Source organism: Micromonospora sp. WMMA1923, assembly GCF_049179195.1.
In the GTDB taxonomy this organism is placed as follows: domain Bacteria; phylum Actinomycetota; class Actinomycetes; order Mycobacteriales; family Micromonosporaceae; genus Micromonospora; species Micromonospora yangpuensis.
The window spans coordinates 614,352-631,006 of sequence record NZ_JBMHLZ010000001.1; the positions used below are offsets into that span (position 1 = coordinate 614,352).

Sequence of the window (16,655 nt, forward strand, 5' to 3'; positions counted from 1 at the left end):
TGGTCCCGGTCGCTCTGCGGGCCGGCCTGGTCCCGGTCGCTCTGCGGGCCGGCCCGGTCCCGGTCGCTCTGCGGGCCGGCCCGGTCCCGGTGGCCGGCGGGGCCGGCCTGTTCGCGGCCGGCCGGGCCGGCGTACCCGCGGTCATCCGGTCACCTCGGCGATGGCGGCGGAGAGCTCGCGCGGCACGTCGACGTGCAGGTGGCGGCCGTCGGCGACCACCGGCCGGCCGTCGACAAGCACGTGGGTGACGTCCGCCGCGCCCGCGGCGAAGAACACCCCGACCGGGGGTACGCCGGCGGTACGGACGCTGTCCAAACTGACCGTGACCAGGTCGGCGCGCCTGCCCACGGCGATCTGCCCGGCGTCGGTCCAGCCCAGCGCGGCGTGCCCGGCGGCGCTGGCCGCCCGCAGCAGCGCGGCGGCCGGGAAGTGGCCCCGACGGCGGGTCCGCAGCCGCTCGTCCAGCTCCATCGCCCGGGCCTCCTCGAACGGGTCGACGACCGCGTGGCTGTCACTGCCCAGGCTCAGCGTGATGCCGGCGTCGACCATCCGGCTGACCGGTCCGATCCCGTCGGCCAGGTCCCGTTCGGTGGTGGGGCAGAGGCAGACGCCGGTGCCGGACTCGCCGAGCAGGGTCAGGTCACCGCTGGTCAGGTGGGTGGCGTGGACGGCGGTCACGGTGGGTCCGAGCACCCCGTGCCGGGCCAGCAACCCGGTCGGGGTCAGCCCGTGCACCGCCCGGCAGGCGTCGTTCTCGGCCGGCTGCTCGGAGAGGTGCACGTGCAGCGGCGCGCCCCGTTCGCGGGCCCAGGTCGCGACCGTGCCGAGCTGTGCGGCCGGCACCGCCCGTACCGAGTGCACCGCCGCCCCCAGCCGGGCGTGCCCGGCTGACCCGGCCGGACCGGGTCCGTCACCGGCGGCTGACCCGGCCGGACCGGGTCCGTCACCGGCAGCGGCCCCGGCCGGACCGGCGGCGTCGGGGGGCGCGGTGGTGCGGGTGGCCAGCGGGTGGGTCGAGAGACGGGCGGCCCAGCGGTCGGCGTCGCCGTCGCCGAACCGGCGCTGCACCCCGGCCAGCGGTGCCCCGTCGACGTCGGCGGTCAGGTAGCAGGCGTCCAGCAGGGTGATCCGGATGCCGGCCTGCGCGGCGGCCTCGACAAGCGCCGTGCCCATCGCGTTCGGATCGGCGTACGGGGTGCCGTCCGGGCCGTGGTGCAGGTAGTGGAACTCGCCCACGCAGGTGATCCCGGCCAGCGCCAGCTCGGCGTAGACCGCCCGGGCCAGCGCCAGGTAGCGCTCCGGGTCGAGGCGGGCGGCCACCGCGTACATCTGGTCGCGCCAGGTCCAGAAGTCACCCCGGCCACCGTGGGTACGCCCGCGCAGCGCCCGGTGGAAGGCGTGCGAGTGGGTGTCGGCCAGCCCCGGCAGGGTGAGCCCGGGCAGTCGGACCGCGTCGGCGTACACCTCGACCCCGGTGGTCAGGCCGCCGTCGCCGGTCAGCCGGGTGACCCCGGTGATCCGGCCGTCGGCGGTCTCGATCAGCACGTCGGGGGTGGGTTCGGCCCGGTCGGGCAGCCAGGCGTACTCGGCGAGCCAGCGGGTCACGGTCATCGGGTCAGCTCCGTCAGGACCCGGGCCAGGGCGGTGACCCCGGCGGCGCAGTCGGCGTCGGTGGCGGTCTCGGCCGGGGAGTGGGACACCCCGGTCGGGTTGCGGACGAAGAGCATCGCCGTGGGCAGGTGCCCGGCGAGCACCCCGGCGTCGTGGCCGGCCGCGGTGGGCAGCACCGGGGCGGCCAGCAGCCGGGCCAGTCGGGTACCCAGGCGGTCGTCGAAGGTGACCAGCGGGGTGGCCGACTCCTCGGTCACCCGTACCTCGGTGCCGTCGCGGCGGGCCCGCTCGGCGGCCTTGGCGGCGACCGCCTCGACCAGCGCGTCCAGGGTCTCCTGGTCGGCGGCGCGGGCGTCCAACCAGCCGGTCACCGTCGACGGGACGGCGTTGGTGGCGTTCGGCTCGACCCGGACCCGGCCGACGGTGGCGTGCGCGCCGCGCAGCCGGGCCTCCTTGTTCGCCGCGAGCACGGTGAACGCGTAGGTGAGCATCGGGTCGCGGCGGTCGGCCATCCGGGTCGTACCGGCGTGGTTGGCCTCGCCGTGGACGTCGAAGCGCCACCGGCCGTGCGGCCAGATCGCCTCGGCGACCGCGACCGGCGCGTCCCGCTCGACGAGCGCCCGGCCCTGCTCCACGTGCAGCTCCACGAAGGACGAGAAGCCGGCCAGCAGGTCGGGTCGGGCCCCGACCGGCGTTTGGCCCAGCGCCTCGGCGAAGCTCACCCCGGCCGCGTCGCGCAGCCCGGCCGCGCGGTCGACCTCGATCGCCCCGGTGAGCAGCCTCGACCCCAGACACGGTACGCCGAACCGGGCCCCCTCCTCCTCGACGAAGGCGGCCACCACCACCGGCCGGGTGGGGGTGACCCCGGCGGCGCGCAGCTCGTCGACGGCGAGGAACGCGCTGACGATGCCGAGCGGACCGTCGTACCCGCCGCCGTGCGGCACCGAGTCGAAGTGGCTGCCAACGAGCACCGCGTCGGCGGCGTCCGGGTCACCCCAGCGGGCGAGCAGGTTGCCGTTGCCGTCCTCGGTGACCGCCAGCCCCCGCCGCCGGGCCTGCTCTCGGAACCAGTCCCGCAACGCCAGCTCGGCCGCGCCGAGGGCGTACCGCAGGTACCCGCCGCTGCCCGGGTCCCGCCCGATCGCCGCGATCTCGTCCCACAACACACGGAACCTGTAAGGAAGGGACCCTTCCACAACAGAATGCGATAACAAGGGGCCCTTCCTTACTCCGCCATGGGGATGCGGACGTCGGGGTGGGGGGCCGGGTAGCCGGCGTCGACGTGGCGGATCACGCCCATCGCCGGGTCGTTGGTGAGTACCCGTTCGATCTTCTGGCCGGCCAGCGCGGTGCCGTCGGCGACGCAGACCTGCCCGGCGTGCAGGGACCGGCCGATGCCTACCCCGCCGCCGTGGTGCAGGGAGACCCAGGACGCCCCGCTTGCGGTGTTGACCAGGGCGTTGAGCAGCGGCCAGTCGGCGATCGCGTCGGAGCCGTCGGCCATCGCCTCGGTCTCCCGGTACGGGCTGGCCACGCTGCCGCAGTCCAGGTGGTCGCGGCCGATGACCACCGGCGCGGAGAGTTCACCCGAGGCGACCATCTCGTTGAAGCGCACCCCCGCCCGGTCCCGTTCGCCGTAGCCCAGCCAGCAGATCCGGGCGGGCAGCCCCTGGAACGCGACCCGCTCTCCGGCCAGCCGGATCCACCGGGCCAGGGACTCGTTCTCCGGAAACAACTCCAGCACCGCCCGGTCGGTGGCGGCGATGTCGGCCGGATCCCCGGAGAGCGCCGCCCACCGGAACGGCCCCTTGCCCTCGCAGAACAACGGCCGGATGTACGCTGGCACGAAGCCGGGAAAGTCGAAGGCCCGCTGGTACCCGCCGAGCTGCGCCTCGCCCCGGATCGAGTTGCCGTAGTCGAAGACCTCGGCGCCGGCGTCGAGGAAGCCGACCATCGCCTCGACGTGTTTCGCCATCGAGGCCCGCGCCCGGTCGGTGTACCCGGTCGGGTCGGCCGCGGCGAGGTCCCGGGCGTCGGCAAGCTCCACTCCCTCCGGCAGGTACGACAGCGGGTCGTGGGCGCTGGTCTGGTCGGTGACGATGTCGATCTCCACGCCTCGGCGCAGCAGCTCGGGGAAGACGGTGGCCGCGTTGCCGACCACGCCGACGCTGAGCGCCCGGCGGTCCCGTCTCGCGGCCGACGCCCGCGCCACCGCGTCGTCGAGGGAGTCGGCGACCTCGTCGAGGTACCGGTCGCGTACCCGGCGGTCCAGCCGGCTCCGGTCGACGTCGACGATCAGGCAGACGCCACCGTTCATGGTGACCGCGAGGGGCTGGGCCCCGCCCATCCCGCCGCAGCCGGCGGTCAGCGTCAGCGTGCCGGCCAGCGAGCCGGCCGGCCCGTCTCCGGTCAGCTTCGCGGCTACCGCGGCGAACGTCTCGTAGGTGCCCTGCAGGATGCCCTGGGTGCCGATGTAGATCCACGATCCGGCGGTCATCTGCCCGTACATGGTCAACCCGAGCGACTCCAGCCGGCGGAACTCCGGCCAGGTGGCCCAGTCACCGACCAGGTTGGAGTTGGCCAGCAGCACCCGGGGCGCCCACTCGTGGGTGCGCAGCACGCCCACCGGCCGGCCGGACTGGACCAGCATCGTCTCGTCGTCGCGCAGCCCGGTCAGCGTCCGCACCAGGGCGTGGTAGGACGGCCAGTCCCGGGCCGCCCGCCCGGTGCCGCCGTACACGACCAGGTCGTCGGGGCGTTCGGCCACCTCGGGGTCGAGGTTGTTCATCAGCATCCGCAGCGCGGCCTCCTGCGGCCACCCCCGGGCGGTACGCGTGCTGCCACGCGCGGCGCGGACGGGCTCGGGCATGTCGGGCTCCTCTCAGCTGACGAACAACTGGCGGCGGGCGGCGGAGACCTCGAACGCCTCCAGCCGGCGTTGGGTCTCGGCCGGTGCGGCGTCGCAGAGCGCCTGGAGCAGCACCATGGCCAGGGTCATCGGGGCGGTGTGCAGGTCGAAGACGAGTCCGGTGCCGACCCCGGCGGGCAGCACCAGGTCGGCGTGGTCGGTGGCGGGGCTGACCGGGGAGTCGGTGACCGCCACGATGGTCAGGCCGGCCGACCGGGCCTCGCGAAGCGCCTCGAAGGTCTCCCTGGGGTATCGCGGCAGGACCAGCGCCAGCAGGGCGCTCGCCCCGGCGTCGGCGGCCCGTTCCAGCCGGTCGGTGAGCAGGCTGCCGCCGGTGTCGAGCACCCGCACGTCCGGGTGCACCTTGGCGGCGAAGTAGGCGAAGTACGCCGCCAGCGGCGCGGCGGCCCGCAGGCCCAGCACCGGCAGGGGCCGGCTGGCGGCGAGCAGCCGACCGGCCTCGGCGATCCGGTCGGGGTCGGCGAGTTGGCCGGCGAGCCGGTCCAGGTTGCCGATCTCGGCGCGTACCGCCTGTTGCAGTTGGTTGCCGGTCCCACCGGGCCGGCCGGTCGGGCCTGCGGTCAGCTCGCGCAGCCGGCGACGCAGCGCCGGGTACCCGTCGTGGCCGAGGGCGGTGGCGAACCGGGTCACCGAGGGCTGGCTGACCCCGGCCAGCTCGGCGACCTCGGCGGCCGACAGGTAGCCGACCGACGGGGCGTGCTGGACCAGGCAGTGCGCGATGCGCCGCTGGGTGGGGGTGAGCCGGACCCCCTCGAACAGGCCGAGGACCCGCTCGGTGGTCGCGCTGACGGCTCCGTCATTCATGCCGAGACTCTATGCATGAAAACTTTCACCCGGCAAGTGGTCGGGCCGTCCTGGCATCAACTGGGGGGTGGGTGCGTCAGGTGGACGCGTGCGTGCGGCTCGGGTGTGCCGTCCGTTGTGGCGGCTGGCCAACCGGGGGTCCCGATCAGCTCTCCACCGCGGAGCCCCACTGATGTCTCGTCGCCCCACGCCTGCCGACCCGTCGATCGGTGATCGCATTCGGGCCCGTCGCAAGCTTTGGGGAGGTCTGTGGTCGCCATGGCGACCACAGACCTCCCCAAAGCGGTATGCGGATCGTGCGCGGCCATGGTGAGGCCATCTGTCTGCTGCTTGACCTTCGAGAGGGGGTGCCGGCTGGCCCGGGCGGCAGCGGTACGCCGTGACATCGTCCAGTCGCTTTCCGGGCGGCGGTGACGGGCGATGAGCAAGGCGGTGACCGAACTGGTGTCCCTGGTCGGTGCGTAGTCGCACGCGACGTACCACTTTCCCGTACGACCGCTTTGGGTGGTCTGTCGTGTACCTGTCCTATGGCGGTTGATCGCCTCAACCTGTAGTTGCTGGCGCGATTGTTTGATGGCTTTTGGTGTTCGTCGGCAGTGGCGCCCGCACCGGACCCCGACGATCCACCGCAGCCCGGCTGACCGCCGACGGCCTCCGGGCCGACCGCCACGCCGCCGGCCTGCGGCCCGAAGTCATCGACGGTGGGTCTGCGCTCTGTACTATCCGCACGGCGGGGGCGAGCAGGAGGAGTGGGCATGCAGCCGGACGTTCCGTACAGGTTCACCGAGGCGGTGGGGGAGTGTCCGGTCGGCCGGGCCTGGTCCGCAGTGGACCAGCAGGGGCAACCGGTGACCGTGGTGGTGCTGGAGGGTCCGGCGGCGGCCGACCAGGGCTGGCGGGAGGCGTTCGCGAACGCGGCGACCACCCTCGGCCACACGGCCGGCGGCCACCAGTACGTTCGGGCCGACTTCTACGCGGCCCAACCCTGGGTGGCGTACCCGGCAGCGGCCGGCGCCGCGCCGCAGCGGCTCTTCCACAGCCTCGGCATGGACTACCAGCCGGCCACCCGGCCCGGCTCGACCGTCGGACCCGGTTCGACCGTCGGACCCGGTTCGACCGTAGGGCCCGGTTCGACCGCCGTGCCGGCCCAGCCGGTCGGCAGCCCGGCCGAGCCGGTCTCCGGCGGGCCCACCCCGGTCGCCGCGCAAACCCAGCGGGTCTCCGGCGCTGCGGTCGCCCAGCAGGTCTCCGGATCACCCCAGCCCGTCTCCGGTGCCGTGCACGCCCAGCCGGTCTCCGCTGCACCGACCCCCGTCTCCGGATCACCCCAGCCGGTCTCCGGCTCACCCGGGCCCGTGTACGGGGCAGGTCAGCCGGTCTCCGGGGCACCACAGCCGCCGTGGGCGACGTCGCCCCAGCCGGTCTCAGGTCAGCCGGTCTCGCCGGCCGAGGCCACCGGGATCAGCTCCGCGCCGCCGGACTCGTTCAGCGCGCCGGGGCGGCGGATCGCACCGGTCCCCCCGGCCCCGCCCAGCCGTACCGGTCGGTGGATCGCCGTCGTGGCGCTGGCGGCGGTGCTCGCCGCCGCGGGCGGGGTCCTGGTCGGACGCAGCCTCGACGGTGCCGGCTCCGAGGCCCGGCCGGCCCCGTCGGCGACCGCCCCGGACGCCTTCGCGGCGAACCAGCTCGCCATCAACCGGACCAAGTTCGACGGTGACCTCGCGCCGCTGGCCGAGCCGTGGCTGGCCCGGATGGGCGGCTGCGCGGTGGACACCGAGGTCGGCGGCCCCAAGCTGCCGGCGGACGAGCAACGCCACGTCTTCTGCCGGTACGGCGGGCTCTCGCTGCACTTCGGACTCTTCGAGTCGGTCGAGGCCCGGAACGCGGCGCGGGCCTACCGCCAGCAGCTGAACCTGGCCGGTGGCTCGCTGGCCCCGGGCCTGCGCGAGGCCACCCGGACCACCGGCGGGGTCACCGGCGCCGGCGGCAGCTACATCGAGTACGCCTTCAAGGGCGAGGACGAGCGGACCATTTGTGGCCTGTGGTGGGACCGTGACGAGGGGCTCGGCGCGCTCTACCTGGAGACGCTCTGCGAGGCCGGGCTCGGGGGCAACTGGGACGCCCTGCGGGACCTGTGGCGGCGGACCAGCTGAGCCACGATGACGTCGACCGACCGCGCCACCCCCGCGTCGTCCGCCGAGCCTGCCGGTGCTTCCGCTTCCGCCGAGCGTGCCGGCGGGTCGCCGGCCAACAGCGGCACCCCGCTGCTGGCCGGGCGGCCGGTGGCCCTGGTGCACGAGTGGTTCAGCGCCGCCGGGGGCTCGGAGAACGTCTTCCTCGCCCTCGGTGACCTGCTGCCGCACGCCGACCGGTACGTGCTCTGGGCCGAGCCGGACGTGCCCCGGGACCGGCTGCGGCTGCGCGAGTCGTGGTTGGCCCGTACGCCGCTGCGGCGCAGCAAGGCGCTGGCGTTGCCGTTCCTGCCGTTCGCCTGGCATCTCGGCCGGCCCGGCGGCTACGAGGTGGTGCTCTCGTCCAGTCACGCCTTCGGGCACACGGCCCGCTTCGGCCCGCCCGAGCAGACCCGGCACCTCAGCTACGTCCACTCGCCCGCCCGGTACCTGTGGAGCCCCGACTTCGACGGACGGGGCGCGGGCCGGCTGCTCGGCGGGCCCCGGCGGGTGCTGCGGGCGGCGGATGTCCGGTTCAGCCGGCACGTGCACGCCTACGCGGCGAACTCGGTGGAGGTGCGTGACCGGATCCGCCGGTACTGGCGGCGGGACGCGGTGGTCGTCCACCCGCCGGTCGACGTGGACTTCTTCGCCGCCGCGCCGCCGGCGCAGCGCGACCAGCCCCGGGATCACCTGCTCGGGGTGGGTCGGTGGATCCCGTACAAGAACTTCGACCTGATGATCGCGATCGCCGCCGATGCGGGCCTGCCGCTGGTGCTCGCCGGGGGCGGCCCGGAGGAGGCCCGGTTGCGTCGGCTGGCGGCCACGGTGGACGTACCGGTGACGTTCGAGTCGCGGCCGGACCGGGCGCGGCTGCGGGAGCTGTACTGGGGTGCCCGCGCGTTGCTCTTCCCCGCCCACGAGGATTTCGGCATCATCCCGGTCGAGGCGCAGGCCTGCGGCACGCCGGTGGTCGGGCTGCGCGCCGGGGGCCTGCTGGAGACCGTGGTCGACGGCGAGACGGGCTTCCTGGTGGACTCCCGGGAGCCGGCCCGGCACGCCGCTGCGGTGCGCCGCGTCGGTGACCTCTCCGCCGACCGGGTACGCCGGCACGCCACCGCCTTCGGTGCGGACCGGTTCGCGACCCGGATGGCCGGCTGGGTGGCCGATGCCTGCCGTTGACACCACCGTCGTCGAGTGCAGCGGCGTCGGCGACGGCGGGATCACCCGGGTCCTCACCGAGATCGTCCGGCACTGGCCCGGCCCGCACCGGCTGCGGGTGGTGGCCGCGCCGCCGGGCTGGTCGGCCCCGGCGACCGGGCCGGGCGTCACGGTGGAGGTGCTCAGCCACCAGGGCGGCGGCCGGGCCCGGACGATCGCGGCGGCCACGGCCGGCCTGCGCGCGGCCACCGGCCGGGCCGACGGGACGACCCGGGTGCTGTCGTTGAGCCCGTCGCTGGCGGTCCGGGGCAGCCGGCTGCCGGTCACCACCGTCCTGCACGACCTGGCGTTCCGGCTCTGGCCGCACGGCCTCTCCGCCCCGGTCCGGCAGTACCGGCGGGTCAGCTACGCCACCGCGATCGGCCGCTCCGCCCGCCTGCTCTGCGTCAGCGCCCGTACCCGGCACGACCTCTTCGGACTGTACGGCGTGCCGGCCGACCGGACGGCCCTCTGGCAGCCCGGCAGCAGCCTCGACCCGCCCACCGGCGGGTTGCCCGCCCCGCTGGCCGCCGCCGACCGGCCGTACCTGGTGGTGGCCGGGCACGCCGCGCACAAGGGCGTGGAGATCGCCGTCGAGGCCCTGCCCGAGCTGCCCGGGTACCTGCTCGCGGTGCTCACCGGCGGGCAGCGGTTCCCGCACCACACCGCCGCCGTCGCCCGGTCCGCCGCCGCCGACCGGGTGGTGCTGCTGGACCGGCTCACCGACGACGGGTACGCCGCCACCCTCGCCGGGGCCGCCGCGCTGCTCATGCCGAGCCACTTTGAGGGGTACGGCCTGCCGGCGGTCGAGGCGCTGCGGCTCGGTACCCCGGTGGTCGTCTCCCCGGACCCGGCGCTGCACGAGGCGACCGGCGGCCGGGCGGCCCGGATGCTCACCTGGACGCCGCAGGCGCTGGTGGCGGCGGTGGCCGAGGCGACCAGCCGGCCCGTGCCCACGGTGGTGGCCGGGAGGACCGGCCCGCTCGCGCCAGCGGTGGCCGAGCCCACCGGCCGGCCCGCGGCGGTGGTCGAGCCCACCGGCCGGCCCGCGCCGGTGGTCGGACCGGTCGGGCGGAGCTGGGCCGAGGCCACCGCGCACCTGGTCGAGCTGCTCGCCGACGCCGCACCGGCGACCCCGGACGGGAGGTGACAGCGGGTGCGGATCGCCCAGGTGCATGCCGGCTTCGCCGTCGCCGGTGGCGCGGAACGGTACGTCCGTGACCTGTCCCGGACGCTCACCGAGCGGGGCCACCAGGTACGGGTGTTCAGCCGGACCCCCGACCCCCGGTGCCCGCAGGACCACCCGGTCGGCGAACGCCGCTCCGCCCGGCTGGCCCGGCGGCTGCCCCGGCTGGCCAAGCTCTGCACCCACTTGGGCGACCTGGTCGACCCGACCGGCCTCGACCCGGCCGACCTGGGTGACTTCGACCCCGACGTGGTGCACCTGCACAACTGGCAGGGGCTGGGGATCCGGCCGGTGGCCCGGCTGTCGCGAGCCTGGCCGACCTGCCACTCGGTGCACGACCACGCGGTCCTCGACCCCAACAACGCCCTCGGCAACCTCGGCCGCTCCGCCGCCCTGGACGCCCTGCTACGGCTACGGTCCCGCTGGGTGCTGTACCAGCTTCGGCACAGCACCCTGCTGTTCCCCTCGGAACGGACCCGCCGCCGGGTACTGGGCAGCGCGCCCGTAGCCCGACCGGCCAACCGGCTGCTGCCGCTGGCCGTGCCGACGCCGGCCGGCCCCCGCGACTGGCCGCCGGGCCGCCGCGACACCTTCCTGTACCTCGGGGCGCTGGACCGGCACAAGGGGGTGGACCTGCTGCTGGACGCCTGGGCGGAGGTCGACGCCGAGGTGGGCGGCACACTCCTGGTCGGCGGGGACGGCCCGCTGCGTGCCGAGGTGCGCCACGCCGCCGACCGGTCGTCCTCGGTGCGGTACCTCGGCTACCTGGACGACGCGGGCAAGCGCGCCGCGTTCCTGGCCGCCGGCTGGCTGGTCTTCCCCAGTCAGGGTGCGGAGACCTTCGGCCTGGTCTGCGCGGAGGCGCTGCGGGCCGGACGGCCGGTGCTCGCCAGCGAGGTGGCCCGCCCGCCGATGGCCGGCGACGGCTCGCTGCGGGTCTTCCGGACCCGCGCCGAGCTGGCGGCGCTGCTGCGCCGGGCCGCCCGGATGCCCGACGACGAGTACGCGACGATGGCCGCCTCGGCCGCCGCCGACGGCCGCCACCTCGACTGGGACCGGCACGTCGACGCGGTCCTGGCCGCCTACCGGTCGGCCGGCCCCCTCCCGAGACCGACGAGCCACCCGAGGTGACCCGGCGCATGTCCCCCGATCCCGCCACCCCCGCCAGCGGGCCACCCGCCGCCGAGGCCGCCACCTCCGACCCCGCTGCCGGCGGGCCGCCCGCCGCCCGGCCCGCCGACGGGCCTCCTGCCGTCCCGGCGCAGGTCGGTGCGGCTGCGGTGCGGGCCGGCACGTCCGCGCGGGACCGCAGGGGCCGCGCCACGCTTGTCGCCCTCGGGTACGTGCTGGTCGTGCTCAACGCCCCGCTGGGCCTCTGGATGATCGGCCTGGAAGGGCTGGTCGGTGCCGCCTTCGGTGGCCGGGAGTACGTGCTCAGCGTCTCCGCCACCGCCGTGGTCTGCGTGCTGTTCGCGCTCGCCTGCTGGCACGGCCGGTGGAGCCGCGCCCAGCTCCGGGCGGCCGGGGCGGTGCTGCTGGTGCTGACCGTCTGGAGCCTGATCGGTGTCGCACACCACGGGCTGGCCCAGACCCTGGTCGGGGTCCGGCTCACCCTGGTCCCGTTGCTGCTGCTGGTGGTGCTGACCGCGCTGCGGCGCGACCAGCTGGAGACCGTGCTGACCATGCTGTCCTGGCTGCTGGTGGCGAACGCGGTGGCGGCGGTCGGTGAACTGCTGGTCGGGCCGGCCCGGCTGGTGCGCTGGGGTTTTGAGGAGGACCGGGCGGTCCGCTACATCGGAGACACCTTCCGGGTACCGGGGCTCACCGAGTTCAACGGTGAGCTGGGCATCCTGGCCGGCGCGTTCCTGCTCGGCTACGTGGCCCTGTGGTTGACCCGCGACGCCCGCCCGACCCGCCGGACCTGGCACGCCGGTGGGGTGGCCGCCGTGCTCTGCCTGGCGTTGAGCACCAGTCGTTCCGGGGCGCTGCTGGTGGTCGCCGGGGTGCTCGGCGCGGTACTGCTGGACCGCTCCGGTGGGGCCGCCGGGCGGCGGCGGGCCCGGCTGGTGGGCCTGGGCGTGGTCGGCTGCGTGGCGGTGGGTTTCGTGGCCGTCGGGGCCACCGGGGCCCGGAGCCTCTTCGAACGCTTCGACGTCTGGGCCGGGCTGCTCGGTGGCGGCGTGCCGCCCTGGGGGCTGGGCGTCGGCGGGGTCGGTGCGGCCACCACGTCCCGGGTGACCAGCAGCGCACAGGTCTTCGTGGACAACCAGTTCGTCAGCGTCGGCCTGCAGTACGGGCTCTGGGCGATGGTCGTGCTGCTCGCCGGGGTCGGCTACGGCCTGCTGCGGCTGCGGCGGCGCTCCGCCACCCGTACCGGAACGGTGGTGCACCTGGCGGTGCTGGCCGGGTTGGCCGCCGCGGCGATGGTGATCGAGGCGTGGGAGTACCCGGGCGCGATGCTGTGCCTGGCCGCGTTCGTGGCGTACGGGCTGCGCCTGGACGGCCCGGTGCCCGGCGGACCGGTCCGGCCGAGCCTGACCCGCTGGCCGGGGCTGGACCGGCCGGTGGCCCCCGGCGAGCGACGGGACTGACCGGTGCGCCCGCTGGTCGCCGTCGCGGCGCGGTTGCAGGGCTCGCAGGTGTCGGTGCAGGCGCTCACCCGACTGGGCAGCGTCTACGTCTTCCTGCTGGCGTCCTGGGCGGACAGCGGCCGGCTGGCGGTGGTGGCCCTGCAGGGCGCGCTGCTGGCCATCCCGTACACGCTGATGGAGGCCCTGCTGGGCCGCCCCCTGTCGGCCGGCCTGGTGCCTGGCGGCTGGCAGCTGCGCAGCTGGGCGTGGCGGGTAACCGCCGCGGTGGTCGCGCCGGTGGCCGTGGTGGGTTACCTCTGCGCCACGGTGGCACTCCCGCAGACCGGCCCGGTCGACCGGCTGGTGCTGCTCGTCCCGGTGCTGCTGCAGCTGCCGTTGGAGGCGCTGTTCTGGGTCACCACCCGGACCGGAGGCGTCCGGTGGGCCAACCTGATTCCACAGGCCACCGCCGTCGGCACCCTGCTCGCCGGGGTCGTCTTCGTCGTGCTCGACCTGCGGCTCGACGTGGTCGCGGTGCCGGCCCAGCTCGCCGTGCTGGGCTGGGTGTTGCTGCGCCGGCCGGCGGTCGTACCCGGGCAGGTGCGGCCGCCGGTGGCGCGGGCGCTGCGGCTCGGTGCGGTCTACTGCGTGGCGGCGGCGGTCGACCTGGCCTACACGGTGAGCCTGCCGGCGGTGGCCGGCGCGGTGGTCGGGCCCGCCGCCCTGGTCGTGCTGCGCGGCCTGGACCTGCTCTTCGGGCCGTTCCACGTGGCGCTCTCGGCCAGCGTCCGTCAGGACGTGGTGGCCGGCCGGGCCGCCCGCTGGCGGACCGGGGCCCGGGCGTTGACCATGGTGAGCCTGGCCGGCGTCGGCGTGGTGGTGCTCGCCAGCGGCTCCCTGCGGGCGGTGGTCGCCGACGAGTTGGCCACCGTCGCGGTCGGCGTACTCGCCCTGTACTGCGCCTACAAGGCGCTGCTGGCCGGGGCGACCTGGCTCTCCACCCGGCACATGATCTGGGCGCCGCCACGGCGGTACCTGGTCTCGGCCGTCGGCTCCCGGGTGATCGCCTTCGGGGGTCTGGCCTGCTCCGTCGCCTGGGTCGACGGCCTCGCCGGCCTGGTCGGTCAACTGCTGGTGGCCGAGGCGCTGGTGGTCTGCTGGTTCCTGGCCCGGATCAGGGCTCGGCCGCCAGCACCTGCACCGCGCCGTTGGGGAAGACCGCGCAGAGCTGCGTCCGACCGTCGACCTGCCGGGCCACCACCCGCACCGCGCCCGGCTGCGGGAGACCGGGTTCGGCCTGCGCCCGCAGGTCGAACGCCGGGCGGACCACCAGGTTCTTCTCCGGGTGACCCAGGCCCTGGGTGATCTCGACGAGCGTGGTCGCCGCCGGCTCGCCGATCCAACCCCGGCCGGTGCCGGGCACCCGCCCGCCCTCGGCGTCCAGGGCACCGGGCTGGGAGAGGCTGACCCGGACACTGGACAGTCCCCGGTCCGCACCGAAGTCGACGGCCGCCGTGCCGCAGTTGACCACCTTGCTGTCGATCAGGCAGCCCGAGGGCTCCTGCGGGTCCACCCCGGGCACGAACTGGAAGCCGATCTCCGGGTGCGGGTCGTGGTGGTTGTAGCCGAGCACCAGCCCGCCGATCCAGCGCACGTCGTTGCGGGAGATCCGGACGCCGACCCCGCCGTTGAGGTCGGCGTAGCAGTTGGAGCAGCTGATGCCGGCGGCGGCCAGGTCGAACGAGACGTTCTGCCGGATGCCCCAGGCGTGACAGTTGACCATCGAGGTGCCCTGCGCGTCACCGGCCAGGCGGAACCCGCTCGCGCCGTTGTCGAAGGTCAGGCAGTTGATGAACATCGAGTCGTGCGGGCCCAGGAAGTTGATCCCGTGGCCGTCGTTGCCGTGGGTGCGTACCGCCGAGAACCGGGACTCCATCTGGTGCGAGGGGGCCGGCAGTGCGCCGGCCGGCCCCCACTCGCTGACGATCCCGTCGGTACGGCAGTTGAAGACGATCACCTCGGACAGCTCGTAGCCGTACCCGTAGACCCGCAGCCCGTACCCGGCGGTGGGATTCTGCGCCTTGTTGCCGTCCAGGGCCAGGTCCCGGAGGCTGAACAGGGTGGTCCCGGCGTCGCTGCGGGTGCCGGTGAGCCGGTCGTAGCCGGCGGACTCGATGATCGCGGTGTTCGCGCCGGGGCGCAGCCGCAGCGTCGTGGCGTCCCCACCCGAGCCGCGCAGGTGCACCCGGGACGGCAACACGACCCGCCCGGTCAGGTACGTCCCCGGCGGGAGGAACACGATGCCGCCGGTCCGGCCGGCGGCGTCGACGGCCCGCTGCAGCGCGGCGGTGTCGTCCTCGCGCCCGTCGCCGACGGCACCGTGCGCCCGGACGTCCACCACGCCGCCGGAGTCCCCGGTGGACCAGGCACCGGCCACCCCGGTGCCCAGCCCGGCCGCTACCGTGCCGCCGCGTAGCAACGCGCTGCGCCGGCTGAGGCCCGGCGTCGGCGCGGGATCACCCGGGCTGCCCTGGGCCATCGCCGCGCTCCCGTCGTCCGGTTCCGGCCGGCGACTCAGTGTCGGCCACCACGGAACACCTGTGCCACCGTACGCAGAACCACCTTCGCGTCCAGCCACAGTGACCAGTTCTCGATGTAGTAGTTGTCGAAGCGGGCCCGGTCGGAGATCGGGGTGTCCCCGCGCAGGCCGCTGACCTGGGCCAGCCCGGTGAGCCCGACCGGGACCCGGTGCCGCATCGCGTACTGCGGGTACTCGGCGGAGAACTTCGCCACGAAGTACGGCCGCTCGGGCCGCGGCCCGACCACGCTCATCTCGCCCCGCAGGATGTTCCAGAGCTGGGGCAACTCGTCCAGGGAGGTCCGGCGCAGGAACCGCCCGACCGGGCCGATCCGCCGGTCGTGTGCGATCGACCAGTTGGTCCGCGACTCGTGTTCGTCGACCGGTCGCATGGTGCGGAACTTGACCACCCGGAACAGCCGACCGTGCCGGCCCACCCGCTCCTGCCGGAAGAAGACCCCGCTCCGGTCCTCCAGCAGGGTGGCCACCGCGCAGAACAGCAGCACCGGGCTCAGCACCACCAGCGCCACTAGGGCGAGCACCACGTCCGAGGCCCGCTTGACCGCCCACTTGGGCCCGGTGAAGGTGGTACCCCTGATCTTGACGATCGGGATCGCGCCGATGTGGTCCGGGTTGCCGTCGTGGGTCCGTGACCCCCAGAGCCGGGGCACCGCCCACAGGTCGCAGCCGGCGCTGGCCGGGCGGCGCAGCAGCTCCATCAGCACCGGCTCCGGGCAGGCCGGGTCGGCGATGATCAGCACCTCGCACTCGACCGCGCCGATCAGCTGCTCCAGCTCCTCCAGGCTACCGATCACCGCCGTCCGCCCCGTCCCGGCGGTTGCGGTCGTTGTGGCTGTGGTCATCCCGGCGGCTGTGGTCACGCCGCCGGCCGTGGTCGTCCCGGCGGCTGCGGTCGTTGCGCCGGCGGTCGGGGGTGCGTCCACGCAGCCGACGAAGCGCAGGCCGTACTGGGGGTAGCGGCGCAACAGCCGGGCCAGCTCGCTGCCGACCGGACCCCCGCCGATGACCAGGGCGTTGTGCTCGACCCAGCGCCTCCGCCGGGCCTGCACGATGAGGCTGCGGGTGCCGGCCCGCACGACCACGAGCAGACCGGCGGCGAGCGCCAGCGCGGGCAGGAAGGCGGTGGGGTGGCCGGCCGGCGCGGGCCGCGCCGCGACCAGGGCGGCCACCAGCGCGCCGCAGGCCGACAGCCGCCCCACCAGACCGGGCAGCTCGTCCAGGATGCTCACGTGCCGTCGGTGCCGGTAGAACCCGCCGACGGCGAGGACGGCCATCGTCAGCGCGGCCATCAGCAGCGTGGCGGTCCAGAACCGGGTGGTCAGCAGCAGCGGCGCGAGCAACGCGGCGAGATCCCCGGTCACCGTGACCATCCAGGCCCGCAACCCGCGGGTACGCCGGGACGCCCGCGATCCGACGTACGGCAGAACGGCAGTGGTGTCCAGCCCGGCGCGCGGCACGGGCACCGGGCCACGGGACCCGGCGTCGGCCGGTGGACCGTTCCGACTCATCGTCGGCTGGCTGGACATTGTGCGCGTGACCTCCCCGTCACGGCCGTGGCTGCCACCTTACGGCCGATCGCAGGATA

11 protein-coding genes are annotated in these 16,655 nt (G+C 75.2%); 5 read left to right on the forward strand and 6 right to left on the reverse strand.

Annotated features, from left to right (window positions below; genetic code table 11):
- Positions 1 to 141: 141 nt before the first annotated feature.
- From ACN28G_RS02800 to ACN28G_RS02815, 4 genes are read right to left on the reverse strand one after another with little or no spacing between them, the layout of a single operon-like run.
- Complete coding sequence (locus ACN28G_RS02800) at positions 142 to 1,605, reverse strand: formimidoylglutamate deiminase (protein WP_421480848.1); 1,464 nt, start codon at positions 1,603 to 1,605, stop codon at positions 142 to 144.
- Between the two features lie 2 nt (positions 1,606 to 1,607).
- A complete protein-coding gene (locus ACN28G_RS02805; protein WP_421478326.1) occupies positions 1,608 to 2,825 on the reverse strand; it encodes an allantoate amidohydrolase in 1,218 nt (405 codons plus the stop codon).
- A gap of 11 nt (positions 2,826 to 2,836) precedes the next feature.
- A complete protein-coding gene (gene hutU, locus ACN28G_RS02810; RefSeq protein WP_421478327.1) occupies positions 2,837 to 4,480 on the reverse strand; it encodes a urocanate hydratase in 1,644 nt (547 codons plus the stop codon).
- 12 nt (positions 4,481 to 4,492) lie between these two features.
- Positions 4,493 to 5,344 (reverse strand): MurR/RpiR family transcriptional regulator, encoded by an 852-nt coding sequence (locus ACN28G_RS02815; RefSeq protein ID WP_421478328.1) that lies wholly within the window; start codon positions 5,342 to 5,344, stop codon positions 4,493 to 4,495.
- Between the two features lie 755 nt (positions 5,345 to 6,099).
- Between ACN28G_RS02815 and ACN28G_RS02820 the strand changes: the two genes are divergently transcribed.
- The 5 genes from ACN28G_RS02820 to ACN28G_RS02840 are packed head-to-tail and all read left to right on the forward strand — an operon-like array spanning position 6,100 to position 12,492.
- Positions 6,100 to 7,497, forward strand: a complete 1,398-nt coding sequence (locus ACN28G_RS02820; RefSeq protein ID WP_421478329.1) for a hypothetical protein — start codon at positions 6,100 to 6,102, stop codon at positions 7,495 to 7,497.
- A gap of 6 nt (positions 7,498 to 7,503) precedes the next feature.
- A complete protein-coding gene (locus ACN28G_RS02825; protein WP_421478330.1) occupies positions 7,504 to 8,697 on the forward strand; it encodes a glycosyltransferase in 1,194 nt (397 codons plus the stop codon).
- Entirely contained in the window at positions 8,684 to 9,865 is a 1,182-nt protein-coding gene (locus ACN28G_RS02830) for a glycosyltransferase (protein ID WP_421478331.1), read from the forward strand. The genes ACN28G_RS02825 and ACN28G_RS02830 overlap by 14 nt, the downstream gene beginning before the upstream one ends.
- Before the next feature lie 6 nt (positions 9,866 to 9,871).
- The gene (locus ACN28G_RS02835; protein ID WP_421478332.1) at positions 9,872 to 11,032 is read left to right on the forward strand and encodes a glycosyltransferase family 4 protein; all 1,161 of its coding nucleotides are present in this window, start codon (positions 9,872 to 9,874) and stop codon (positions 11,030 to 11,032) included.
- An 8-nt stretch (positions 11,033 to 11,040) separates the two neighbouring features.
- Positions 11,041 to 12,492 carry a hypothetical protein gene (locus tag ACN28G_RS02840; RefSeq protein ID WP_421478333.1) on the forward strand — a complete coding sequence of 484 codons (1,452 nt, stop codon included), beginning with the start codon at positions 11,041 to 11,043 and terminating at the stop codon, positions 12,490 to 12,492.
- A gap of 1,153 nt (positions 12,493 to 13,645) precedes the next feature.
- On the opposite strand, the gene ACN28G_RS02845 is transcribed toward ACN28G_RS02840, so the two are convergent.
- Positions 13,646 to 15,010: a glycosyl hydrolase family 28-related protein gene (locus ACN28G_RS02845; protein WP_421478334.1), complete on the reverse strand. Its 1,365-nt coding sequence runs from the start codon at positions 15,008 to 15,010 to the stop codon at positions 13,646 to 13,648.
- A 35-nt stretch (positions 15,011 to 15,045) separates the two neighbouring features.
- Complete coding sequence (locus ACN28G_RS02850) at positions 15,046 to 16,578, reverse strand: sugar transferase (RefSeq protein WP_421478335.1); 1,533 nt, start codon at positions 16,576 to 16,578, stop codon at positions 15,046 to 15,048.
- Positions 16,579 to 16,655 lie beyond the last annotated feature (77 nt).